25 protein-coding genes are annotated in these 22922 nt (G+C 73.1%); 12 read left to right on the forward strand and 13 right to left on the reverse strand.

What is annotated here, in order from left to right; genetic code table 11:
- Positions 1 to 83 precede the first annotated feature (83 nt).
- From RTG05_RS04370 to RTG05_RS04380, 3 genes are read right to left on the reverse strand one after another with little or no spacing between them, the layout of a single operon-like run.
- Positions 84 to 1109 (reverse strand): class I SAM-dependent methyltransferase, encoded by a 1026-nt coding sequence (locus RTG05_RS04370; protein ID WP_166527615.1) that lies wholly within the window; start codon positions 1107 to 1109, stop codon positions 84 to 86.
- On the reverse strand, positions 1106 to 2005 hold the full coding sequence (locus RTG05_RS04375) for a hypothetical protein (protein WP_315912319.1): 900 nt from the start codon (positions 2003 to 2005) through the stop codon (positions 1106 to 1108). The genes RTG05_RS04370 and RTG05_RS04375 overlap by 4 nt, the downstream gene beginning before the upstream one ends.
- Positions 2002 to 3195 (reverse strand): inositol-3-phosphate synthase, encoded by a 1194-nt coding sequence (locus RTG05_RS04380; RefSeq protein WP_166527616.1) that lies wholly within the window; start codon positions 3193 to 3195, stop codon positions 2002 to 2004. Before RTG05_RS04380 ends, RTG05_RS04375 begins: the two co-directional genes overlap by 4 nt.
- A 223-nt stretch (positions 3196 to 3418) precedes the next feature.
- Here RTG05_RS04380 and RTG05_RS04385 point away from each other — a divergent pair, with 223 nt between their 5' ends.
- The 4 genes from RTG05_RS04385 to RTG05_RS04400 are packed head-to-tail and all read left to right on the forward strand — an operon-like array spanning position 3419 to position 7009.
- Complete coding sequence (locus RTG05_RS04385) at positions 3419 to 4321, forward strand: ABC transporter ATP-binding protein (protein ID WP_166527617.1); 903 nt, start codon at positions 3419 to 3421, stop codon at positions 4319 to 4321.
- Entirely contained in the window at positions 4318 to 5139 is an 822-nt protein-coding gene (locus RTG05_RS04390) for an ABC transporter permease (protein WP_166527618.1), read from the forward strand. Before RTG05_RS04385 ends, RTG05_RS04390 begins: the two co-directional genes overlap by 4 nt.
- Entirely contained in the window at positions 5136 to 6377 is a 1242-nt protein-coding gene (locus tag RTG05_RS04395) for a sensor histidine kinase (RefSeq protein ID WP_166527619.1), read from the forward strand. Before RTG05_RS04390 ends, RTG05_RS04395 begins: the two co-directional genes overlap by 4 nt.
- Positions 6374 to 7009: a response regulator gene (locus RTG05_RS04400; RefSeq protein ID WP_166527620.1), complete on the forward strand. Its 636-nt coding sequence runs from the start codon at positions 6374 to 6376 to the stop codon at positions 7007 to 7009. Before RTG05_RS04395 ends, RTG05_RS04400 begins: the two co-directional genes overlap by 4 nt.
- A gap of 99 nt (positions 7010 to 7108) precedes the next feature.
- On the opposite strand, the gene RTG05_RS04405 is transcribed toward RTG05_RS04400, so the two are convergent.
- On the reverse strand, positions 7109 to 8635 hold the full coding sequence (locus tag RTG05_RS04405; protein ID WP_208104786.1) for a flavin-containing monooxygenase: 1527 nt from the start codon (positions 8633 to 8635) through the stop codon (positions 7109 to 7111).
- Positions 8636 to 8771: 136 nt separating this feature from the next.
- Here RTG05_RS04405 and ychF point away from each other — a divergent pair, with 136 nt between their 5' ends.
- Complete coding sequence (ychF, locus tag RTG05_RS04410; RefSeq protein WP_166527622.1) at positions 8772 to 9845, forward strand: redox-regulated ATPase YchF; 1074 nt, start codon at positions 8772 to 8774, stop codon at positions 9843 to 9845.
- Positions 9846 to 10017: 172 nt separating this feature from the next.
- Positions 10018 to 10698 carry a TIGR02391 family protein gene (locus RTG05_RS04415; protein WP_166527623.1) on the forward strand — a complete coding sequence of 227 codons (681 nt, stop codon included), beginning with the start codon at positions 10018 to 10020 and terminating at the stop codon, positions 10696 to 10698.
- A gap of 28 nt (positions 10699 to 10726) precedes the next feature.
- Here the strand turns inward: RTG05_RS04415 and RTG05_RS04420 are convergent, their stop codons facing one another.
- From RTG05_RS04420 to RTG05_RS04445, 6 genes are all read right to left on the reverse strand, one after another.
- A complete protein-coding gene (locus RTG05_RS04420) occupies positions 10727 to 11344 on the reverse strand; it encodes a ribonuclease D (RefSeq protein WP_315912562.1) in 618 nt (205 codons plus the stop codon).
- A gap of 18 nt (positions 11345 to 11362) precedes the next feature.
- Positions 11363 to 12142 carry a hypothetical protein gene (locus tag RTG05_RS04425; protein ID WP_166527625.1) on the reverse strand — a complete coding sequence of 260 codons (780 nt, stop codon included), beginning with the start codon at positions 12140 to 12142 and terminating at the stop codon, positions 11363 to 11365.
- A gap of 461 nt (positions 12143 to 12603) precedes the next feature.
- Positions 12604 to 13029: a type II toxin-antitoxin system VapC family toxin gene (locus RTG05_RS04430; RefSeq protein WP_166527626.1), complete on the reverse strand. Its 426-nt coding sequence runs from the start codon at positions 13027 to 13029 to the stop codon at positions 12604 to 12606.
- A complete protein-coding gene (locus RTG05_RS04435) occupies positions 13026 to 13286 on the reverse strand; it encodes a hypothetical protein (RefSeq protein ID WP_166527627.1) in 261 nt (86 codons plus the stop codon). The genes RTG05_RS04430 and RTG05_RS04435 overlap by 4 nt, the downstream gene beginning before the upstream one ends.
- A 212-nt stretch (positions 13287 to 13498) precedes the next feature.
- The gene (locus RTG05_RS04440) at positions 13499 to 13663 is read right to left on the reverse strand and encodes a hypothetical protein (protein WP_166527628.1); all 165 of its coding nucleotides are present in this window, start codon (positions 13661 to 13663) and stop codon (positions 13499 to 13501) included.
- Positions 13664 to 13665: 2 nt separating this feature from the next.
- On the reverse strand, positions 13666 to 14163 hold the full coding sequence (locus tag RTG05_RS04445) for an MmcQ/YjbR family DNA-binding protein (protein ID WP_166527629.1): 498 nt from the start codon (positions 14161 to 14163) through the stop codon (positions 13666 to 13668).
- A gap of 340 nt (positions 14164 to 14503) precedes the next feature.
- On the opposite strand from RTG05_RS04445, the gene RTG05_RS04450 reads away from it, so the two are divergent.
- Both RTG05_RS04450 and RTG05_RS04455 read left to right on the forward strand, forming a co-directional pair.
- On the forward strand, positions 14504 to 14761 hold the full coding sequence (locus RTG05_RS04450; RefSeq protein ID WP_166527630.1) for a hypothetical protein: 258 nt from the start codon (positions 14504 to 14506) through the stop codon (positions 14759 to 14761).
- 146 nt (positions 14762 to 14907) lie between these two features.
- Positions 14908 to 15609 carry a class I SAM-dependent methyltransferase gene (locus RTG05_RS04455; protein ID WP_208104787.1) on the forward strand — a complete coding sequence of 234 codons (702 nt, stop codon included), beginning with the start codon at positions 14908 to 14910 and terminating at the stop codon, positions 15607 to 15609.
- A gap of 27 nt (positions 15610 to 15636) precedes the next feature.
- On the opposite strand, the gene RTG05_RS04460 is transcribed toward RTG05_RS04455, so the two are convergent.
- Together RTG05_RS04460 and RTG05_RS04465 are read right to left on the reverse strand one after the other, a co-directional pair.
- On the reverse strand, positions 15637 to 16122 hold the full coding sequence (locus tag RTG05_RS04460; RefSeq protein ID WP_166527632.1) for an SRPBCC family protein: 486 nt from the start codon (positions 16120 to 16122) through the stop codon (positions 15637 to 15639).
- Positions 16123 to 16333: 211 nt separating this feature from the next.
- Positions 16334 to 16780, reverse strand: a complete 447-nt coding sequence (locus RTG05_RS04465; protein WP_166527633.1) for a GNAT family N-acetyltransferase — start codon at positions 16778 to 16780, stop codon at positions 16334 to 16336.
- 222 nt (positions 16781 to 17002) lie between these two features.
- Here RTG05_RS04465 and RTG05_RS04470 point away from each other — a divergent pair, with 222 nt between their 5' ends.
- Positions 17003 to 17731 carry a phosphotransferase gene (locus RTG05_RS04470; protein ID WP_166527634.1) on the forward strand — a complete coding sequence of 243 codons (729 nt, stop codon included), beginning with the start codon at positions 17003 to 17005 and terminating at the stop codon, positions 17729 to 17731.
- Between the two features lie 39 nt (positions 17732 to 17770).
- Here RTG05_RS04470 and RTG05_RS04475 read toward each other — a convergent pair whose 3' ends face one another.
- Positions 17771 to 18097, reverse strand: coding sequence for a GNAT family N-acetyltransferase (locus RTG05_RS04475; RefSeq protein WP_208104788.1), 327 nt, complete (start codon positions 18095 to 18097; stop codon positions 17771 to 17773).
- Between the two features lie 359 nt (positions 18098 to 18456).
- On the opposite strand from RTG05_RS04475, the gene RTG05_RS04480 reads away from it, so the two are divergent.
- From RTG05_RS04480 to RTG05_RS04490, 3 genes are all read left to right on the forward strand, one after another.
- Positions 18457 to 19356: a pyruvate, water dikinase regulatory protein gene (locus RTG05_RS04480; protein WP_166527635.1), complete on the forward strand. Its 900-nt coding sequence runs from the start codon at positions 18457 to 18459 to the stop codon at positions 19354 to 19356.
- A complete protein-coding gene (gene ppsA, locus RTG05_RS04485) occupies positions 19353 to 21806 on the forward strand; it encodes a phosphoenolpyruvate synthase (protein ID WP_166527636.1) in 2454 nt (817 codons plus the stop codon). Before RTG05_RS04480 ends, ppsA begins: the two co-directional genes overlap by 4 nt.
- A gap of 176 nt (positions 21807 to 21982) precedes the next feature.
- Positions 21983 to 22816 carry an alpha/beta fold hydrolase gene (locus RTG05_RS04490; RefSeq protein WP_166527637.1) on the forward strand — a complete coding sequence of 278 codons (834 nt, stop codon included), beginning with the start codon at positions 21983 to 21985 and terminating at the stop codon, positions 22814 to 22816.
- The last annotated feature ends 106 nt before the right edge of the window (positions 22817 to 22922 follow it).

A 22922-nucleotide genomic window follows, 5' to 3' on the forward strand; every position in this document is an offset into this window, starting at 1 on the left:
TCTCCGCGGCGAGATCGGCGATCTCGCCCGGTTGCGGGCCCGGGAGCGTGCGGGATCGGCGATCTCGCCGGGACGCCCGACGCTCACCAGGCGTCCGGGAGGTCGACCAGCAGCCGGCGGCGGGCCGCGTCGGCCGGCAGGGGGTCCGGCCAGCGGGCCGGCAGGTACCCCGACCGCGGGCCGTACTCGGTGGCGTAGCGCTCGCTGGGCCAGCGCAGCTCCCCGTCGCGGTACAGCGGGTTCTGCCGCAGCGGCGGCAGCGGCTCGCCGAGGTCGACCGGGGCGGGGGTCAGCGGGTCGCCGGCGACCAGCGCGACCGCCTCGCTGCCGTGCAGCTCGGCGGCGGGGGCCGGTCGCGGCGGGCGGCCGGCCAGCAGCGCGCCGGTCAGCTCGGCGTCGTCGTAGAGCAGGTCGGTGCCGAGCACCGCGGCGTAGCCCTCCGGGGTCAGCGGCTGCCCGTGCGGGTCGGCCACGTGCGCGTGCCCGATGACGACGGTGCCGCCGTCCCCGGCCAGCGCGCGCATCGCGGCGGCCGCGGCCGGCTTGTCGCGCAGGAAGTAGAAGGCGTCGTGGCACAGCACGTACGCCGGCGCGGGCACGCCCAGCTCGGGGGTGGCGGTGACGTCGGCGCACACGTAGCGGGCGGCCGGGCAGACGAACCGGCGGGCCAGCCAGAGCTTCGCCCAGACGACGTCGACGCCGGTGAGGTCGGTGCAGCCGCGGCGGGCCAGCTCGCGCAGGTGGGTGCCGGTGCCGCAGGCGACGTCGACCACCGGCCGGCCGCCGGGCCAGTGCTGCTGCAGCAGCGCCAGCCCGGCCAGGTGGGTGGGGTCGGACCAGCGGTGGGCGAAGTAGTCGGCGACCCGGCCCATGCCGAGCAGCGCCATCGCCTCGCGCAGGGTCGCCGCGGCGGGGACGCGGGCCAGCTGCTCGGCCGGCGGGGGCGGCTCGGTCCACCAGTCGTCGGAGTCGGCCAGCAGCAGCACGCGGGCGCGGTCGACCTCGCCGTGCGCCAGCAGGCCGGTCACCTCCGCGCGCAGCTCGTCGCGCCCCGCGCGGGCGAACGGGATGCCGTCGACCACCGGGACGGCGGGGGCAGCAGCACTCACAGGCCGGCCGCCGCCAGCACGTCGAGGTGGAAGGCCTGCACCGGCCCGGCGTGCACCAGCTCCAGGTCGTCCAGCGCCTGTGACGCGGTGAACGCCGCGGCCCGGGCGTGGTGGTGCACCTGCAGCACCCGGTCCAGGACGTCGGCGGCGTGGAAGGCCTGCGCCTCCGGGGCCCCGGCGTCCGCGCGCAGCCGTAGCACGGTGCGCAGCCGCTGCGCCAGCTCCTCCGGCAGCGCGGCGAGCTCCCGTTCCTCCAGCGTGGTGATCACCCGGTCCAGCGCGCCGCCCAGCAGCACCTCACCGGCGAACCCGGCGTCGGGCAGCTGCACGTTGTGCAGGTGGTGGGCGATCCCGACGAGGAACGGCGCGACCGGGTCGGCGCCGAACACCGGCGCCACCAGCACCCCGTAGACCGCCACGGTGAGGCAGTGGTCGCCGTGGCTCTCCGGCGGCTCGACGACCACCCGCGCCCGGCCCGGGGCGGTGGCCCCCGCCCGGGGCTGGGCGTTGAGCCGCGCGACCAGGGCCGGCGGCTCCGGCGCGGGGACGGCGAGCGGCAGCGCCGCGCGCAGCCGCGCCCGCAGCCCGGCGTCCAGGGGCCCGGCCACCTCGTCGAACCCGCGCCGCAGCACCTCCAGCGCCTCGTCGTCGGACAGGCCGGCCGTGCGCAGCACCGCGCCGTCGACGCCGGCCAGCCGGGCACGGGCCACGGCGGCGGCGGTCTCCGAGAGCGCGACGGCGGCCGGGTCCTCACCGGCCACCAGCCGCCCCCAGGTGCGGGCGAAGGCCTGCTCGGCCAGCGACCCGGGGGCGCCGGCCACGCGGACCCGCTTGGCGTCGCCGACCTCGGTCAGCAGCGGGCGGAGCTCGGCGAGGGCGGGGGAGCCGCCCGTCACCGGCCGGTCGAGCCGGTGGCCAGCCAGTCCAGCAGCACCTGCTCCTGGCGGTGCAGGGCGTGCTCGGGCGTGCCGCCGTCCGGGGTCATCGGCGCCTTGAAGAACCAGCCGAGGTGGGTCTGCACGCCACCCTGTCCGCGCTGCTGGGCCAGGTCGGTGAGCCGGGCCAGCTCGATGGCCAGCGGCGCGGCCAGGATCGAGTCGCGGCACTGGAAGTCGACCTTGATCTGCATGCGCTGGCCGAGGAAGCCGACCAGGTCGATGGCGTCCCAGGCCTCCTTCTGGTCCCCGCGCGGGCGGTAGTAGTCGATGCGCACCACGTGGTCCTCGACCGGGTAGCCGAGGATGGAGTCCAGCACGCTGCCCTTGGTCTGCAGCTTGCTCTCCAGGGAGGCCGGGTCGTCGAGGGCCAGGCCGTCGCGGTTGCCCAGGATGTTGGTGGAATACCAGCCCTCGACGGTGAGCGCGCGGCTGCGGAAGGCCGGGGCGAGCACCGTCTTCATCATCGTCTGGCCGGTCTTGCCGTCCTTGCCGGCGACCGGTACCCCGCGCAGCTCGGCGAGCTCGACGAGGGCCGGCACGTCGGCGGCCAGCGACGGCGTGAAGTTGGCGTAGCCGACGCCCTCGGCGATCGCGGCGTAGGCGTACACCATCGACGGGGTGATCGAGCGGTCGTCGTCGTCCAGGGCGAGCTCGAACGCCTCCGCGGACTGCAGCGCCGGTGCCGACGGGTCCGGCCAGCGCTCGGTGGAGGCCAGGTTGACCAGCACCAGGCCGTCGAGCCGCTGCTCCTCGCGGAAGCGGCGCAGGTCGGCCCGCACGGCGTCGACCTGGGCGCGGCGGGTCTCGGCCAGCACCACGTTGCCACCGGTCACGTTGCGGCAGAAGTCGGCGTCCCCGGCCGCCGGCCACGGCGTCACCGACGACAGGTACGGCCCGGCCTGGGCGAGCTGGTGGTGGTCCAGGACGCCGTGCTGTTCCGCGGCCTTGCGCAGGTCGCTGCCGTCGAGGTCCCAGCCGCCGACCACCAGGTCGGCGTACTCCACCAGCCCGGTGGCCGCCTCGACGGGACGGCCGTCGACCTGCAGGCCCGCCAGCGGCAGCCCGGCGGTGTCCCCCCCGGCGCGCAGCAGTTCCAGCCCGGCCACGGCGGTCGTCGCGACCGCTCCTCCGAGGCCGACGACGGCCATCCCGACCCGTCGTGGTGCACCGGACAACGTGTCCCCCTCTTGCTCGATCGAACGGCCGGCCCTCGCCGTGGCGAGGCACAGCGGCCGTGCAGACAGACACTGGAGCCACTCCAGTCCCGTGCTCCACTCCACCACCCGGGCCCCGCCGTGTCCACCGATGGGTGGAACAGCAACCGACGGATCGGCGGTGCCGCGGGATCCCGCGAGGAGGGAGGGTCACCCCATGACCACCACCGAACCGGCGCCGTCCCCCGGCGGTACGGCGACCGAGGAGCTCCCGGCGGTCCGCGTCCGAGGGCTCGTCAAGCGATACGGCGGGCGGGCCGTCGTCGACGGCGTGGACCTCGAGGTCCGCCGCGGCGAGGTCTTCGCCCTGCTCGGTCCCAACGGCGCGGGCAAGACGACCACCGTCGAGGTGCTGGCCGGCGTGCGCCGCCGCGACGCCGGTGAGGTGCAGGTGCTCGGCGTCGACCCGGCCGACGGCGACCGCGCCTGGCGGGACCGGGTCGGCGTCGTCGCCCAGACCACCGGCGCGGGCAACGCGCTGACCGTCCGGGAGACCGTCGACCACTTCGCGGCCTACCACGCGACCCCGGTCCCGAGCGGGGAGCTGCTGGACCTCGTGGGCATCGGCGCCACCGCCGGCACCCGCGTGGACCGGCTGTCCGGCGGGCAGCGCCGGCGGCTGGAGGTCGCCCTGGGTGTGCAGGGCCGCCCCGAGCTGCTGTTCCTCGACGAGCCGACGACCGGGCTGGACCCGGTCGCGCGACGGCAGTCCTGGGCGCTGGTGCAGTCGCTGCGCGCGGCCGGCACCACCGTCGTGCTCACCACCCACTACCTCGACGAGGCCGCGCAGCTGGCCGACCGGGTGGGTGTCATCGCCGCCGGCCGGCTGGTGGAGGTCGCGCCGCCGGCCGAGCTGGGCGGCGAGCTGCGCCGGGAGGCGACGGTCTCCTGGACCGAGGACGGCGTCCGGCGCGAGGTGCGCACGCACACCCCCGCGGCGGTGCTGCGCGACCTGCTCGCGGCAGCGTCCGGCGAGCTGCCCGACCTGACCGTCACCCGTCCCGGCCTGGAGGACGTCTACCTCCGTCTGGTCGGCGTCCCCGAGGAGGCCGTGCGATGACCGCTCCCGTCCTGACCCGTCCGGCCCCGCCGTCGTGGGCCCGCGTCGCCCGGGCGCGGGTGGTCCTGGAGCTGCGGCTGTTCCTGCGCGAGCCGCAGCAGGTGGTGTTCTCCTTCGCCTACCCGGTGCTGATGATGGTCGTCTTCGGCTCGGTCTTCGGCGGCAACGAGGTCTCCCCGGGCGTCACCTTCAACCAGTACTTCCTGGCCGGCATCGCGGCGACCGGGATCATGCTGACCAGCTTCCAGGCGGTCGGCATGGGCATCGCCGAGGAGCGCGACCGGGGCGACCTGGCGCGGCTGCAGGTGCTGGGCACCCCGCCGTCGTCCTACGTGGCCGGCAAGGCCGGTCAGGTGCTGCTGTCGACGGTGGCGCAACTGGCCGTGCTGCTCGCGGTGGCCGCGCTGGCCTACGACGTCCCGCTGCCCGACGAGCCCGGCCGGTGGCTGACCTTCGCCTGGGTGTCCCTCGGCGGCGCGCTGGCCGGCACGGTGCTCGGCATCGCGGTGTCCTCGGGGATGGGCAGCGCCCGGGCGGCCGCGGCCGGCATCCCGGCGCTGGCGATCGTGCTGCAGTTCTTCTCCGGGGTCTTCTTCGTCTACACCGGGCTGCCGTCCTGGATGCAGCAGGTGGCGTCGGTCTTCCCGCTCAAGTGGATGACCCAGGGGATGCGCTCGGTGTTCCTGCCCGAGCAGGCCGCCGCCGCGGAGGTGGCCGGGGCGTGGGAGCACGGGCGGACCGCGCTGGTGCTGCTCGCCTGGGTGGTCGTGGGCACCGTGCTCGCCGCCCGTACCTTCCGCTGGCGGCGCAGCGCGTGAGCGCCGGCGCCCGCCGGTTCCCCGCCGCCGTCCTGCCCGCCCGGGGTGGGGACGGCGGCGGTGCGCCGCTGTCCGGCCGCGACTGGCGGGCCACGGTGCTCGGCATGCACCTGGTGTCGGCCGCGGTGTGGGCGCTGGCCGTCGTGACCGCGCTGGTCGGCGACATCGACCCCGGCGGGCGCACGGTCGTGCTGGTGACCCTCGGCGTGCTGGCCGCCGGCTACGCCCTCGCCGGGGCGCCGGCCATCGCGGACGAGCACCCGGTGCGGGCGGTGGTCTACCTGGTCGTGCTGGTCTGCTGCTTCGCCGTCCTGGCCTGGCAGGCGCCCTCGCTGCTGTTCCTGCTGTTCCTCGCCTACCCCCAGGTGTGGTTCCTGGTGGAGTCCCCGCGCCCCGGCGTGGTCTGGACCGTCCTGCTGGCGGCGGCGAGCCTCGCCGCCCCGCTGGCCGCGGCCCGCGACGGCGGCGAGGCCCGGCAGGCCCTCCTGTCGGCCGGCGTCGGCATGGTGTTCAGCGTCGCGCTGGGCATCTGGGTGAGCCGCGTGCTGCACCAGAGCCGCCAGCGGGCCGAGCTGATCGAGCAGCTGGAGGCGACCCGCGCGGAGCTGGCCGCCGCCGAACGCGAGCGTGGGGTGCTCGCCGAGCGGGAGCGGCTGGCCCGCGAGGTGCACGACACCCTGGCGCAGGGCTACACGAGCATCGTCGTCCTGGCGCAGACGGCCGCGGCACAGCTGCCCGACCACCCGGCCGCGGCCGGGGAGCGCCTGGCGCTGATCGAGGAGGTCGCGCGGGACAACCTGGCCGAGGCGCGCGCGGTGGTCGCGGCCTTCCAGCCGGTCGCGCTGGACGACGGCACGCTCGTGGAGGCCCTGGAGCAGCTGGCCGCCCGCTTCGCCCGGGAGACCGGCCTGCCGGTGCGGGTGGACACCGCAGCGCTCGGCGAGGGGCCGCCGCTGCGGCGGGACGAGGAGATCGTGCTGCTGCGCGGCGCGCAGGAGGCGCTGACCAACGTGCGGCGGCACGCCGGCGCCACCGACGTGGTGGTGCGGCTGGCGCGGGGCGCCGGGCAGGTGTCGGTGCACGTGGTGGACGACGGCGTCGGCTTCGACGTGGTCGCGGCCCGGGGCGCCGGTCTGGACGGCCTGCGTGGCCGGGTGGAGCAGGCGGGGGGTGCGGTGGACGTGAGCTCGGCACCGGGGGAGGGGACGTCGGTGGTCGTGCGGGTGCCGGCGCCGTGACGATCAGGGTGCTGGTCGTCGACGACCACCCGGTGGTGCGCGGCGGGCTGGTCGGGTGGCTGGATGCCCAGGAGGACCTGACGGTGGTCGGGGAGGCCGCCGACGGCCAGGAGGCGCTGGCGCTGGTCGCGTCGGCCGGTCCCGACGTCGTCCTCATGGACCTGCGCATGCCGCGGGTGGACGGCGTGACCGCGACGGAGCGCATCGCCGCGGCGCACCCGGCCGTCCGGGTGCTGGTGCTGACCACCTACGACACCGACGCCGACATCGTGCGGGCCGTCGCGGCCGGGGCGACCGGCTACCTGCTCAAGGACGCGCCGCTGCCGCAGCTGGCCGACGCCGTCCGCGCCGCTGCCCGGGGCGAGACGGTGCTCGCCCCACCGGTGGCCGCCCGGCTGGTGTCGCACCTGCGGGCACCGGCCGCCGAGGCCCCCAGCCCCCGCGAGCTGCAGGTGCTCGCCGGGGTGGCGCGCGGGCTGACCAACGCCGAGATCGGCCGGGAGCTGTTCATCGGCGAGGCCACGGTGAAGACCCACCTGCTGCGGGTGTTCGGCAAGCTCGGCGTGGACGACCGGACCCGCGCGGTGATGGTCGCCGTCGAGCGCGGCCTGCTGCCCCCGCCCGGCGGGTGACCGTGTCGGCGTCCGGTACTCCGCACTCCCGCGCGGCTGCCGCCGCTCGTGCGCCGGTGCACGCCCGCGGGGGTGGGGGGAACGGCGCGGGAGTGGCGGTCAGGCGGTGGGGACGGTGGCGCGCCGGGTGGTGCGCAGCGCGTAGGCGCCGGCGTCGAACCGGCGGGTCTGCCGGCGGAACGTCGTGGTGTGCGTCGGCCACAGGGTGAAGTTGCGGCCCTGGGCGTCGCGGTACCAGGAGCGGCACCCGCCGGCGTTCCACACGGTGTCGGCCAGGGCGGCCTGCACGCGCGCGTCGTAGGCGTCCTGGGCGGCGCGGTGCACCTCGACCGCGTGCGCCCCCGCCGCCGCCATCGCCGCCAGGGCCGCGAGGACGTAGCGGATCTGCGCCTCGATCATGACCACGACCGAGGTGTGGCCGAGCACCGTGTTCGGGCCGAGCAGCAGGAACAGGTTGGGGAAGCCGGCCACGGTGGTGCCGCGGTAGGCGCGGGTGCCGCCGGACGCCCACTCCTCGGCCAGCGTGCGCCCCTCCCGGCCGACCAGCCGGGCGGCCAGCGGGAGGTCCATGACCCGGAAGCCGGTGCCGTAGACGATGGCGTCGACCTCGTGCTCCCCGCCGTCGGCGTCGACGACCGAGTGCGCGCGGACCTCGACGACCGGCGCGGCGACCACCTCCACGTTGGGCCGGGTCAGCGCGGGCAGGTAGTCGTCGCTCACGACCACCCGCTTGCAGCCGATGGCGTGCCGGGGGGTGAGCCGGGCGCGCAGGTCGGGGTCGGGCACCTGGGCGGCGAGCTGCCGCAGCGACTGCCGCTCGAAGAACCGGCGCACCAGCCCGCCGCCGACGAGCGCCCGCAGCCGGGCCTCCCGGCTCCAGTACTGGCGGGCGCGGGCCAGCCGCTGCACGGCGGGCAGCCGGCGGTAGCGGCGCCGCTCCCGGTCGGTGTAGGGCCGGTCGCCCCGCGCGATCACCCACGGCGGGGTGCGCTGGAAGACGACCACCCGGGCCGCCGTCCGCTGCAGCTCGGGGACGAACTGGGCGGCCGAGGCGCCGGTGCCGACGACGGCGACCCGCAGCCCGGCGAGGTCGACCGAGTGGTCCCAGCGGGCGGAGTGGAACGAGGGGCCGCGGAAGTCACCGGTGCCCGGGACCTGCGGCAGCTGCGGCTCGACCAGGCCGCCGCAGCCGCTGACCAGCACCTCGGCGGTGAGCGGACCGCGGCCGGTCTCCAGGCGCCACAGCAGCGCGTCGTCGTCCCACCGCCCGGCGAGCACGTCGGTGTCGCAGTACAGGTGCGGCAGGACGCCGGAGTCGGCCGCGACCCGCTCCAGGTAGGCGCGGATCTCCGGCTGCCGGGCGTAGACGTGCGACCAGTCGGGGTTCGGCGCGGAGGAGAACGAGTAGAGGTGGCTGGGGACGTCGCAGGCCGCGCCCGGGTAGGTGTTGTCCCGCCAGGTGCCCCCGAGGCTGCCGGCCCGCTCGAGGACGACGACGTCGTCGATCCCCGCCCGCAGCAGCGCGGCCGCGGTGCCGATGCCGGAGAAACCGCTGCCGACGACGGCCACGCGGACGTGTGCCGGCAGCGGGCCGGTGGCGGTGGCGTGCCGGGCGGGCGGGGTCACCGGTCCTCCAGGGGTCGGTCGGGCGACGGGTGGGTGCACGGACTCTCCATCGGCGGTCTGCGCAGCCGGGCGGACGTCGTCCCCGGGCTCGACCGCCGGCAGGGGGCAGCGGGTCGCGCACGTAGGCTGGACCTCCGTGAGTCTCACCATCGGCATCGTCGGGCTGCCCAACGTCGGCAAGTCGACGCTGTTCAACGCGCTGACGAAGAACGACGTCCTGGCGGCGAACTACCCGTTCGCGACCATCGAGCCCAACGTCGGCGTGGTGGGCGTGCCCGACCCCCGCCTCGGCCGGCTCGCGGAGCTGTTCTCCTCGCAGAAGACGGTCCCGGCGACGGTGTCCTTCGTCGACATCGCCGGCATCGTGCGTGGCGCCAGCGAGGGGCAGGGGCTGGGCAACAAGTTCCTGGCCAACATCCGGGAGTCCGACGCGATCTGCCAGGTGATCCGGGTGTTCACCGACCCCGACGTGGTGCACGTCGAGGGCAAGGTCAGCCCCGGCGACGACATCTCCACGATCGACACCGAGCTGGTGCTCGCCGACCTGCAGACGCTGGAGAAGGCGATCCCGCGGCTGGAGAAGGAGGCGCGCAAGGACAAGGAGCGCGCCGCCCTGCTGGCCGCCGCGCAGGCCGCGCAGCAGGTGCTCGACGAGGGCCGCACCCTGTTCTCCGCCGGCGTCGACCCGGGGCCGCTGCGCGAGCTGACGCTGCTGACCACCAAGCCGTTCCTCTACGTGTTCAACGTCGACGCCGACGAGCTGGCCAACGAGGACCTCATCGCCGAGCTGCGTGCGCTGGTCGCGCCGGCCGAGGCGATCCTGCTGGACGCCAAGACCGAGGCCGAGCTCGCCGAGCTGCCCGCCGAGGAGGCCGCCGAGCTGCTCGCCTCGATCGGGCAGGACGAGCCGGGCCTGGACCAGCTGGCGCAGGTCGGGTTCCGCACCCTGGGCCTGCAGACCTACCTGACCGCAGGCCCCAAGGAGGCCCGCGCCTGGACCATCCCGGTCGGCGCGACCGCTCCGCAGGCCGCCGGCGTCATCCACACCGACTTCCAGCGCGGCTTCATCAAGGCCGAGGTCGTCTCCTACGACCAGCTGGTGGAGGCCGGGTCGATGGCCGAGGCGAAGTCCCGTGGCTGGGTGCGCATCGAGGGCAAGGACTACGTGATGCAGGATGGCGACGTCGTGGAGTTCCGCTTCAACGTCTAGCCCTGGCTGGGCATCCGTCCTGCTGACAGGCCCACCGACCGCATTCGTGCTGCTCAGTGGGCCTGTTTGCGTTGACAAGGTGGTAGGCGCGGATAGGTGCCCGCCTGTGCGTTGGTGCGCGCAGCTTGTGCGCAGTCCTGCGCGGGTTCAGTCGGCTTCGTAGCGTGCGGACGTGATCCCCTACGACAAGCCAGTCAGAGTCCTGCGCGCCGGAGATGACGGGCAGTTGAGGCGGACGGACACCATGGCCCACGTCGGCAACAAGATGCTGTTTTCGATCACCGCTGACGTGGAGGATGGGGACCTGGTCGAGTATGAACTGCCCAATGGCAATACGCGGACAATCCGGCTCATCAACGTCCGTCATCACGAGGCGCCGAGCATCGCGCCCCGGGACGCGGACCACATCAGCGCCGAGTTCACCCCCGCCTCCCTACCGCAGCCGGTGGCCGCGCCAAGGTTCGATCTTCCGGGACTGCATCCCAGGATCTCCGGTGCCGCTGGAAGCCTGTTCCAGAGCGGGCACTACCGGCAGGCGGTCTTCGACGCACTTCAGGCTGTGGAGCACCGGGTCCAGACTTTGACCGGACGGTCGGAGTCGGGCAGGGACCTCATGGGCAAGGTCTTCGGCAGCGCGAGTCCCCAACTGGATGTCACCAAGGCCGCCGGGCGCAACGCGGAAGACGAACGCGGGGGGTTCGCCCAGCTGTTCATGGGCGTGATGCTCGGTGTCCGTAACCCACGCGGGCACGGGTCGGCAGTGCAGGACAGCGCGGAGGAAGCGCTGGAGTACCTGGCGCTGGCCAGCCTGCTCATGCGACGACTGGACCTCGCCGAGTCACGCCTGCCGTAGCGCACGCTTCCCCACCGCCGCTGTGCCTCTAGTACGCGTACACGTCTTCAGCGCCCATCAGGTCCAGCTTGACCCGAGTCGGCAGGTAGTCGTAGGACGCACGAAGCAGCGGGGCCACGTCTACGCCAACAGCTCGGCGCTCCATCAGATCGTGCAGCTCGGCCAGGTACTGGACGTCCCTTGCTGCGTAAGCCACCTGCGCGTTGGACAGCGCCCCCCGGACCCAGTCGGAGCGCTGCTCCGCCTTGTCGATCACAACGCCCAGGTAGCGCTCCAGCACGGGCTTCAAGCTGTGCGCCCGGGGGTCGAGTCCTGGGTCCAGGATCTTCGACGCGATCTTCGTGCAGGCGACGTTGGCCGGGTCGGCCTTCCAGTGGTGGGCCATGAAACGCAGGTCGAACGGTGCGTGGTGGAAGACCTTGACCATGATCGGGTCCTCCAGCAGCGAGCGCAGACGGTCGGGGGCGCCCCACTCGCCCAGCTGCACGACCGCAATCTCGCCAGCAACTGCAAGTTGACAGGTGCCGATGCGATCCGTTGCCCAGTCAAGGCCGGTTGTCTCGATGTCCCAGGCCACGCGGCCTTCGGCGCGCGCACGGTCAAAGAAGTCCTGGTCGATGTCGCCTTGGTACAGGCGGGGCTCCACGGTGATCAACGTCCCTCCTCAGGGGGCCAGCTGGCTCTGTTGCTCGATGGCGTCCAGCTCCTGTTGCACGTACCCGAACAACGCTCCGCTGGCCATGACGAAGGTTGGCACCTGGGTACGACGCTTCTGGTGGGTGTAGAGCGTGAGCACAGCCTTGCTGTCGAAGCGGTAGGCAGTGAAGACGAGGTCTCCCTCGCGGAGATACACCTCCACCGCTGCACCGCCGGGTGTCGCCAGGCCCTTAAAGTCGCGTACCGCCTCCTGCACCTTGGTGCTCAGCTCCGTCGTCGTCATGTTGAAGCGGTCAGCGAGCACGGCCATTGTGGGTGCGTGGCGATAGTCCGGGAGAAAGACTCGGATGGTGCAGTTAGAGCGCGCAGCCGCTTGTTCCAGACGGGCGCGGTGGCTGTTGCGCCACGTATTCCCGTAAGAGACGAAGATGTCCAGCTTCTTGACGTCCTGGAATAGGTCGGCCCACGCGACGTCTTCCAAGTACTGATCCGTGACGCGGGTGAGTCCCGACTCCACGACATCGGTGCTGAGCTTGGCCTTCGCGAGCACCTCGTCGGCGAAGGCGCGACGTCCGAGAAGGTCCCACATGAAGGTGATCAACCCCGTGGCCAGGATGAGGCCGCCCAGCTGGCTCAGGAAGGCGCTCCACGACCGTGAGTCGCTGATCGGGCCCCACCCCGACAGGTAGAGCAAGATGCCGCCGAACAGCAGAAAGATCAGCGACGCGATCACCGCCGACCGGGTCATGATTTTGCTCTGATATGTCCCGGACTGGTTTGACGGCACGCCCCCAACCCTAGCGGATTGGTTGAGTTCCGCTTCTGTAGACGCCCAGGTCAACAGGCGTTTCTCCGTACTCTCACCTTCTTGGTGAGCACCGATCTCGTCATCCCCGCTGGCGTCCGGACCCGGGACTGGCCTCGGGCGGTGCAGTGCTCGGCGACCAAGAACGACGGCCAGCGCTGCCGACGGCGGGTCACCCGCCGAGGTGGTCGAGTTCGCGACTGTGCGCAACGAGCTCCTCGGCGGCGCGGCTCGTGCGTCCTCCGCGGTGGACCAGAGGTGACTGTCGGTGTTCAGCGTGGTGGTGGCGCTGGCCTGCCCGAGGGCGCGCCATCGACCGCCACGGCCACGTGGACGTCACGCCCTAGGTCCGCGGGACGTCACCACTAATCTGGAGGACGCCGCACAAGCTTCCCCGTGCCCTGGGACCACCGACGCCGGGGTCGACGTGAGTGTCCGCCGGGTCAGGACGACGTGGCCTCCGGCAGAAGTGTGAACGCTTCGACATGTGTGGGGCGAACGACCGTGAAGTGCCGCCGATCGAACGTGGCGATGCGATGGATGTCGAGGCGCTCGGCGATGGCGATGATCGACGCGTCGGTGCCGCCGAGGCGGAGGTCGGCGTACCGTTCGGCCAGGTCCGCCATCCGAGCGACGTCAGTGTCGGCCAGCTCGGCCAACTGCAGGCCACCTGGCCGGAAGTCGCGCAGGAACCGGACCTCGGCGTCCGGGCCACCCCATTCACTGAGCAGGTAGCAGACCTCGGCGACGACGGTGGGCGGGACCAGTCGCGGTTCGACGAGGGTCGCGAGCAGCCGCGCGGCGCTGTGGTGGTTGGTGTCTGCGGTTCTGGCGGCGGCGACGAGCAGGTTGGTGTCGAGGAGGATCACTTGCGGCCGAAGCCCCGCCTGAGGTAGGCGTCGGTCTGGGTGGAGAGGTCGTCGGGGCCCCCGTGCACCGAGCCGATGAAGCCCAGCTTGCGGGACGCCGGCCGCTCGGTGGGACCACTCGACTGGTGCGCTGAGTCGTCGGGAGCGCGAACCACGTGAAGACGGTGACCGGGCCGCACGCCGTGGCGGCGCAGCTCGGCGAGCAACTCGGCTGCGTCCTCGGGAACGGTCAGGTCCCAGCCGTCGGCGGAGCTCATGATCAGCAGGGTACCGAGAGATACAACTGACAGATCGCGCCCTGATGGGGTGTTCCGTCCGTGTCAGTGGCGGTCGGTGGTCGCCACAGGGGCGCTGCACGTGAGGAGGCCTCGTTCGGCTCACCCGTTTCGGGAATCAGGCACCGGGACTCCATCAAGCGCGGCTTGGACGAGTTCCGCCGGTGTGGGGTAGCGGCTGTGACTGCGCTTGCTTAATCGAGCGAGTCGGCGGTGAGGACGACGACGTCCACATCCGCGTTGGTCTGGGCGATCTCCACGTCGACGGAAACGGCCAGCACCGCGTCAGGCAACGATCGCGCTGAAAGCGGCCTGAGGGACGGCCCAGATCCGTTGTCTGCGGCGACCGTCGGGCTCATCGCTACGAATGCAATCCCCGGTTGGAGCGCGATCGGGAGAGGGTCCGCGGTCTGCTGTCGGTCGGGTCCGGGTCTGAGGTCGGTGTGGTGCCGTGCGCCGCCAGCCAGGCGACTCTCCTGCGGGCGGAGGCCTGCGCGAGCCAGGCTTCCTGCACCAGCTCGGCCAACTCCTGCCTGGCGATCTCCCCGAGCCGGCTTGCCTGCACCAGCACCGAGTTGTGCCCGTCGAAGTGCGGGGTGGTGAAGAAGGGCGTGGTCTCATCCTGAATGAGGGCCTGCTTGTCGGCTTCGGACTCGACCCAGAAGACGATCACGTCGGGGAGCCTCTCCCCGGTCGCGGCGTCCACGGCGTCCGGCCGTGGGGTACGGAAGAAGACGAAGGACTTCCCACCCACCTGGTACACGACATTGCCGCGCGCTCCGTGGACGACGGTCACGTGCGGGAGCCCTAGCGCGAATCCGTGTACGTCTTCGGCCCGTGCCTGCCGATCCGCGGTCACGCCGGGCAGCGTAGGAGGTCGGACGTTGACCGACGCAGTACTGGGGCCTCCTCGCGCGCGTGCTCGCCAACGAACTCGGCGGCGAGCTCCAGGCAGTCCGCAGAACGATCAATCAGGGCCCATTGCAGCCGACCTTGCTCAACGTCACATGTGCCGCTCAGCTGCCGTATCCGTTGCTCGTCAACGACGTCCGATGACCCCGGATTCGTTCCGCTTCAGCGTCTGACCCGGCCGGCGCGCCGCGGACCGACCGCCTCCCCCCATCGGGTGAGGTCCGGGGCCCCACCGCGCAGAGGACGCCGGGACCGTGCCGATCCCATCACGGAGTGGAGGAGGCACCATGACCCAGCGGCAGCACGACGACGTGTGGCAGCTCGAAGCGGGCTTCGCCCACGTGTCTCAGGAGGAGCGCGCCGGCGACAACCCCGTCGTCCACCACCTCTCGGTGTTCAAGACGCGGGCCCGGATGCTGGACGACGCACAGGTCGAGCGCAAGGCCCGGCAGCTCCAGGCCGCCAGCAGCTACGACGACTGGGACGGCCTGTCCGACGGCGACAAGGAACTCTGGCGGCACATGGCCCGCCTGGAGCTCTGCTGACCGACCCGGTCGAGGACGTTCCCGCGGGAACGTCCCGACCGGGCCGCGGAGCCCCGCCCGCACTCGGTCGCAGCGGTCCTCGGTCGAGGACCGTCGGCCGTCGCGTCGGCGCTCCGCTGCCGGACCCGTCGGCGATGCTGCTCGGTGTGCCGGGACCCGACGAGAACGACTACGACGCGTTCGCCGCCGCGTACAGCGGGGACGACGAACACAACGTCTGGAACGCGCTGTACGAGCGCCCCGCCTCGCTCGCCATGGTCGGTGACGTCGTCGGCCGGCGGGTCCTGGACGCCGGCTGCGGTGCCGGGGCGCACGCGGCTGCCCTCGTCGAGCGGGGAGCAGTCGTCACCGGTCTGGACTCCAGTCGCGGGCTGCTCGCGCTGGCCGGCGAGCGCCTCGGCCCGTCCGTCCGCCTCGTCCCGGGCGACCTGCGTGAGCCATTGCCGTTCGAGGCGAGCTCCTTCGACGTCGTCCTGGCCGCCTTGGTGCTGCACCACATCCCCGACTGGGGGCCCACCCTGGCCGAGTTCCACCGGGTACCGACACCGGGTGGGCGGCTGGTGGTCTCCACCCACCACCCGTTCATGGACCACGCCCTGGCCGGCGGGCGGGACTACTTCGCCACGTACGACTTCACCGACGAGTGGCGTCGGGGTGGGCGCACCATGCGGATGCGGTTCTGGCACCGGCCGCTGAGCGCCATGACCCGTGCCCTCCGCGAGGCCGGGCTCGTCGTGGAGACCATCGAGGAACCGCAGCCGGATCCAGCGGTCCGTGACCTCGATCCACGGGCCTGGGAGTCCCTCACCACCTCGCCGAGGTTCCTGTTCCTCAGCGCCACCCGCTGACCGACCATTGGCGAGGGACCTCGGCGCTCAGGGTCCCTGTCGGGCGAGGACGGTCTGCTCGAGCCGCTCGAGCGTCACGGGCATGGTGCGCGCCATCCGCTGCGGGTACCGCGGCAGCTGGATGGTCAGCCTGGGGTAGACGGCGCGCCCCCACTCGTAGGAGTGGCGCACCAGGGTCCCGTCCTCCGTGGGCAGGAGGGTGAAGCGCCACCACTGCCCTCCGACGACGCTGCGTCCGCGCCACTCGCCGGTCGTCCTCCAGGCCAGGACCCGGTTCGGCTCGAACGCCGTGACCTCGTTGACGCTCCGGTACCGGAGCGGGCCCTGCTTCATGGCCATGGTGAAGCGGACGCCGAGGCGCAACGGCTCAGAGGTGGACGACGACCCCTGGAGCATCCCCGACCCGTCGAGGCCCACGTGGTCCGCCGGGGAGACCAGCACCGCGAACACCAGGTCGGCCGCCGCCGGGATGAGTCGCTCGACGGTGACGGTCCGACGATCGGCTGAGGTCACGGGCCGAGTGTGCCAACCGCCCGGGCGCCGTCCTCACCCGGAGATGCCCGTGACGTCGACCCGCGCCCGCCGGTGGACGAGCCGCGACGGCGGCCTTCCGCGCGCGAAAGGCCCCCTCGGGGGACCCGCGGAAACCGACGGCGTGGTCCTCGAGTCGGTGCAGTCCACCAGCAGCGGGTGGGTGCTCGCCCGCTCCACGACCGTGCCGCGATCACTGCAGCGGCAGGGAGAAGAGCACACGTGGTTCTCCGGGGCCGGCGTAGTCGTCGACCACGCGAGCGGTGAAGCCCAGACGCTCGTGGAACCTGATCGAGCCGGTGTTGGCCGTGGTGGTGATGGCCTGGAGCTCCACCGCCCCGCGCTCGCGCGCGTGACCGGTGAAGGCGGCGTAGAGCCTGCGGCCTACACCGAGGCCGCGGCGGTCGTGGCGGGTGGCGATCAGGTGCACGTAGCCAATCGGTGCGCGGGTCACCCCGAGCAGGTAGCCGACCACCTCATCACCGTCGTGTGCGACGAAGGCGTCGTCGGCGAACTGGCGCCACCAGACCGGGTGGTGCAGCTGCCTCGTGTCCCGATCTCCCCAGAACGCCGAGGTGTTGCCGAGGACCTCGCCCAGTACGGCGGGACCGTCGTCGACGCCCAGTCGAGTGACCTCCACCTGGCCCCCTCGTCGAGTGGTGCCCACCCCGGACGTGAGCCCGACGCGATGGTCACCGTGAAGCTGTCCGGACGCGACCTGGGTCGCTGCCCGCGGGGGCGAGGGCCCACCTGCGCGGCGTGTGAGCCGCTACGGCGACCTCTCGCGCGCGAGAGGCACCACGGGGACTCGTGGGCGACAAACCCGTGGCGAGGTCGGAGGTCGTCCGGCGACGATGCCGACGTGGGGGAGGTCGAGGTCGTCGTCGCCCACCGCGAGCGCGCGACCCTGCGCGTCGGCGACGTGTTCCTGAAGGTCGACGCCGACCAGACGCGCACCGACGTCGAGGTCGAGGCGATGGCCAGGGCGCCGGTCCCGACTCCGCACGTCCTGTGGCGGGAGCCGCCCGTGCTCGCGCTCGCCGCCCTCCCGGGGACGGCACTCGGCCGCCTCGGCGAGCCGTCGGTCGCGTCGCCGGCGGCGTGGGCCGCGGCGGGTGCCGCCGCACGGGTGCTGCACGACGCGCCGCTGCCACCCTGGCCCGGCCGGAGCCTCGACGAGCTGGCATGGGACCTCGACGTCGCGTGCGGGTGGCTCCTCACGAACGGCGTCCTCCCCACCGACGTGGTCACGCGCAACCGCCGGATCGCCGAGGCCGCGCTCCGGCCGTGGACACCGGTGTTCGCACACGGCGACCTGCAGGTCGCCCACGTGTTCGTCGCCGGTGACGAGGTCACCGGCGTGGTCGACTGGTCCGAGGCGTGCCGGGGCGATGCCCTGTTCGACCTCGCCGTCCTCACGCTCGGGCACGAGGAGCACCTCGGCGACGTGGTCGCCGGCTACGGCACCGACGTCGACCTCGACGTGGTCCGCGCGTGGTGGTCGTTCCGGTGCCTGCGGGCGATCCGCTGGCTGGTCGAGCACGAGTTCGACCCGTGGCCCGAGATCGCCGTGCTGAGGTCCCGCCGGTGAGGCGGCACGAACCCGACGGGATGCTGTACGCGCACCGCATCAGGTCGGCGTGGCCTCCGTCCACACGTAGGTGCAGTCCGGCTCCCGCTCCTCGTTGTCGTGCCCGTGGCTCTGCGCCACGAGCACGAAGCCGGCCGCCTCGTAGAAGCGCCGCGCCCGGGTGTTGCGGGTGAACACGTGCAGCCGCAGCCCCCCGGGCCGCAGCCGCTGGGCGTCCTCCAGCAGGGCCCGGCCGGCCCCCCGGCCCTGGTGGTCCGGGTCGACGTAGAGCTGCTCGAGCCAGTTGCCGTCCAGGGCGGCGAAGCCGAGGACGCGGCCGTCGTCGGCAACCCGCACCTGCTGCTCGGCCAGCACGGCGTGCTGCACCCACCAGAGCGTCGCCGCCTCGTCGTGCGGACTCGCGAGTCACGGCATCGCCGCCGCGCGCGACCGCAGGTGGAGGCGGGTCAACGCCTCCGCGTCACCGGGCTCGCCGTCGCGGATCCGTCCGCCTCTGGAGGCCACCGGCGACACGCTACGGCCGGGACCTCGCGGCGGCACCACTGCCTCCAGGCCACCCCATGCGGTGACGGGGAGCTGGCCACGGGGGGCGCGCCACGACGCCGCCGGGTGATACTCCTGCATCGACCCGGCTACTCCACGGGGTCGACCGGAGGTGCTGAGATGACCGCTGACCGGCCAGGTGACCACCGACGGACCACCGGTGGCCCCGACCGCGGTGCCCGGTGAGCGACCAGCCTCCCGACCGCGACGCGGAGGCCGCCGTCCCGGTGTTCTTCCTGTCCGACAGCACCGGGATCAGCGCCGAGACGATGGGCAACGCCCTGCTCATCCAGTTCCCGGACGTGCGCTTCGAGCGGACGCTGATCCCGTTCATCTCCACGGTGGAGATGGCGCGCGAGGTCGTGGCCCAGCTCGACGAGGCGATGGAGGGGCCCGTCCCCCCGCTGGTGTTCACCACCGCGGCGGTCGACGAGGTGCGCGAGGAGCTCCTGCGCACCAAGGCCCCGATCATCGACTTCTTCGGCCTGCACATGAGCCGGGTCGAGGAGCAGCTCAAGGCGCGCGGGCTGCGCGAGGCCCGGCGGCTGCACGGGGTCGGCGACGTCCGGCGGTACAACAGCCGGATGGCGGCGGTCGAGTTCGCCATCGAGCACGACGACGGGCAGAGCTCGCGGGCCCTCGAACGCGCCGACGTCGTCCTGCTGGCCCCCTCGCGCTGCGGGAAGACGCCGACGGCGATGTACCTCGCGCTGCAGCACGGCCTGTTCGTGGCCAACTACCCCCTGGTCGACGAGGACCTGGAGACCACCGACCTGCCCCGTCCGGTCCGCGACCTGCGGGAGCGCTGCTTCGGGCTGACCACCACGGTCGCCCGGCTCAGCCGCGTACGCCAGGAGCGGCGCCCGGACTCGCGGTACGCCTCGGAGGAGCAGTGCCGCTTCGAGCTGCGCCGGGCGTCGGCCATGTACGACACCCACCAGCTGCCCACGGTGGACACCTCCGCGGCCTCCGTCGAGGAGATCGCCGCCGTGGTGATCCAGACCCTGGCCCGGCAGCGGCGTCGTCCCGGGCGCCCGCAGTCCGGCCACCACCTCCGGCGAGGAAGGAACGACCGCTCATGAGCACCGACACCGCACCCGAGGCACCGGCCGGCAGCGCGGCGGGGGGCACGGTCGACGACGCCGACAACGTCCGGTGGTTCGCCGAGCTGGGCCTCACCGACCTGGAGGTGGTCGGCGGCAAGAACGCCTCCCTGGGCGAGATGATCTCCAATCTCGCCGACGCCGGGGTCAGCGTCCCGGACGGGTTCGCCACCACGGCTTCGGCCTACCAGCGCTTCCTCGGTGACACCGGACTGGCCGACACGATCGCCGACCGGCTGCGGTCGCTGGACACCGACGACGTCCGCGCGCTGTCCGCGGCCGGCCGGGAGATCCGCCGGGCCGTGGTCGAGCAGCCCTTCCCGCCGTCCCTGGAGGCCGACATCCGGGCGGCGTACGAGCGGCTGGCCGGGGACGACGCGGAGGCCTCGTTCGCGGTGCGCTCCAGCGCGACCGCCGAGGACCTGCCCGACGCCTCCTTCGCCGGGCAGCAGGAGACCTTCCTCAACGTGCGCGGCATCGACGCGGTGCTGCAGGCCGTGCGCGAGGTCTACGCGTCGCTCTACAACGACCGGGCGATCGCCTACCGGGTGCACCACGGCTTCGACCACGAGGCGGTGTCGCTGTCGGCGGGCGTGCAGCGGATGGTGCGGTCCGACGTCGGGGCCTCCGGGGTCCTGTTCACCATGGACACCGAGTCGGGGTTCCGGGACGCCGTGTTCGTGACGTCGGCCTACGGGCTGGGCGAGGGCGTCGTGCAGGGCGCGGTCAACCCCGACGAGTTCTACGTTTACAAGCCCGCGCTGCGGGCCGGGCGCCCGGCCGTCCTCAAGCGGGGCGTCGGGGAGAAGGCCACCAAGATGGTCTACACCGAGCACGCCGAGGTCGGCCGGACGACGGAGTTCGTCGACGTCGACCCCGCCGACCGCCGGCGGCTGTCCCTCACCGACGACGAGGTCACCGAGCTCGCCCGGCAGGCCTGCCGCATCGAGGACCACTACGGCCGGCCCATGGACATCGAGTGGGGCAAGGACGGGCTGACCGGGCAGCTGTTCATCCTGCAGGCGCGGCCGGAGACCGTGCAGTCCCGCTCGGGCGCCACCACCGAGCGCTACCGGCTCACCGGCACGGGCACCCCCGTCATCGAGGGCCGGGCGATCGGGCAGAAGATCGGCGCCGGCGCGGTCCGGGTGCTCGACGACATCGACCAGATGGACGGGTTCACCGCCGGCGACGTGCTCGTCGCGGACATGACCGACCCGGACTGGGAACCGATCATGAAGCGCGCCTCGGCCATCGTCACCAACCGCGGCGGGCGGACCTGCCACGCGGCGATCATCGCCCGCGAGCTGGGCATCCCCGCCGTCGTCGGCACCGGGAGCGCCACCCGGGCGCTCACCGACGGCGACCCGGTCACCGTCTCCTGCGCCGAGGGCGACACCGGTGTCGTATACGCCGGCGAGGTGGGCTTCGAGGTGCTGGAGACCCGGCTGGACGCCATGCCCGAGATCCCCACCAAGATCATGATGAACGTCGGGACGCCGGAGCAGGCGTTCGCGTTCTCGCGGTTGCCCCACGCCGGCGTCGGGCTGGCCCGGCTGGAGTTCATCATCAACCGCCAGATCGGCATCCACCCGCGGGCGCTGCTCGAGCTCGACGACCTCGACGGACCACTGCGGCGCCGCATCGAGGAGCGGATCGCTGCCTACCCCTCGGCGCGGGACTTCTTCGTGCAGCGGGTCGCCGAGGGCGTCTCGATGATCGCCGCGGCGTTCGCGCCCGAGCCGGTCATCGTGCGGATGAGCGACTTCAAGTCCAACGAGTACGCCAACCTCCTCGGCGGTGAGCTCTACGAGCCGCACGAGGAGAACCCGATGCTCGGCTACCGCGGGGCCTCCCGGTACCTGTCCGCCGACTTCGCCGACTGCTTCGCCATGGAGTGCGAGGCGCTGCGGTACGTCCGCGACGAGATGGGCCTGACCAACGTCCGGATCATGATCCCGTTCGTCCGGACCGTGGCGGAGATCGAGGGCGTCGTGGCCCTGCTGGGCGAGCACGGGCTGCGCCGCGGGGAGAACGACCTGTCGGTGGTGATGATGTGCGAGCTGCCGGCCAACGCGCTGCGCGCCGACGCCTTCCTCGACCACGTCGACGGCTTCTCCATCGGCTCCAACGACATGACGCAGCTCGTGCTCGGCCTGGACCGTGACTCCAGCCTGGTCGCCGGGAGCTTCGACGAGCGCGACCCCGCGGTGCTCGCCGTGCTGGAGATGGCCATCCGGGCCTGCCTGACCCGCGGGAAGTACGTGGGCATCTGCGGCCAGGGCCCCAGCGACCACCCCGACCTGGCGCAGTGGCTCGTCGAGCAGGGCATCGAGTCCATGTCGCTGAACCCGGACACCGTCGTCGACACCTGGCTGGGCCTGGCGCGGGCCGCGACGACCGGCGGAGGCGGCCGGGGCGACGACTGACGGACGCACCCGGCGCGACGGTGTGCGCCCACGCGCCGAACCCCGCCCGCGGACGGCGCGTGAGCGCACACCGTCCCCGGGCCGGCCCGGCCGGGCCCTTCCGGAGGAGCTCCCCGCTGTGGTGTGCTCCAGCTCACCCCCTCAGCAAGCGACCAGCGACCAGCGACGGAGACGACGTGACCACTCCCACCACGCACCCGCCCCGGACCCTCCAGGTCGGCGACGTCTCCGTCGCGGTCCAGGAGTACGGCGAGGGCGAGCCGCTGCTGATCGTGAACGGCACGACCCAGTCCCTCGGCTTCTGGGCCGAGCTCGCGCCGGTCCTGGCCGCCCGCCACCGCGTGGTCACCTACGACCTGCGGGGCATGGGCGGGTCCGAGCGGGGATCGGGGGAGATCAGCGTCGCCTCGCTGGCCGCGGACGCCCGCGCGCTGATGGAGGCGCTGGAGATCGAGCGGGCGCACGTCCTCGGCTACTCCCTCGGCAGCGCCATCGCCCAGGAGCTCGTGCTCGCCGCCCCGGAGCGCGTCGCCTCGCTGGTCCTCTACTGCACCTGGGCCCGCACCGACGGCTTCCAGCGCGCCGTGCTCACCGGCCTGGCGCACCCGTGGCGCACCGGCGACGTCGAGGCCGCCCTCGGTGCCCTCGGCATCGCCTTCTCGCCCCAGCTGCTGGACAGCCCGGAGTTCGCCGAGCTGGTCGGGCAGCTGCTGCCGCTGTTCCCGAGCACCGAGCAGCAGATCCGGACCACGGTGGAGCAGTGGGACGCCGACCTGGCCCACGACACGCTTGACCGGATCGGCGGCATCACCGCGCCCACCCTGGTCATCGCCGGCGAGCAGGACCTGCTCACCCCGCCGTGGCACGGCCGGCAGGTGGCCGAGGCGATCCCCGGGGCGCGGCACCACCTGTTCACCGGCCCGGGCTCCAGCCACGCGCTCGGCGTCGAGCGCGCCGAGGAGTTCCTGCCCCTGGTGCAGGACTTCCTCGCCGAGCACCCGCTGCGCTGACCTGCGGCGGGGGAGCCGCCGAGCGCCGTCCCTCCGGGGGCCCGGGGGGTGCTCCGGGTGGAGGCTAGTGTGGCCTGTGTCACTCCCCCGGACGCAGGAGGTCCCG

This window comes from Geodermatophilus sp. DSM 44513 (assembly GCF_032460525.1).
Lineage (GTDB): Bacteria > Actinomycetota > Actinomycetes > Mycobacteriales > Geodermatophilaceae > Geodermatophilus.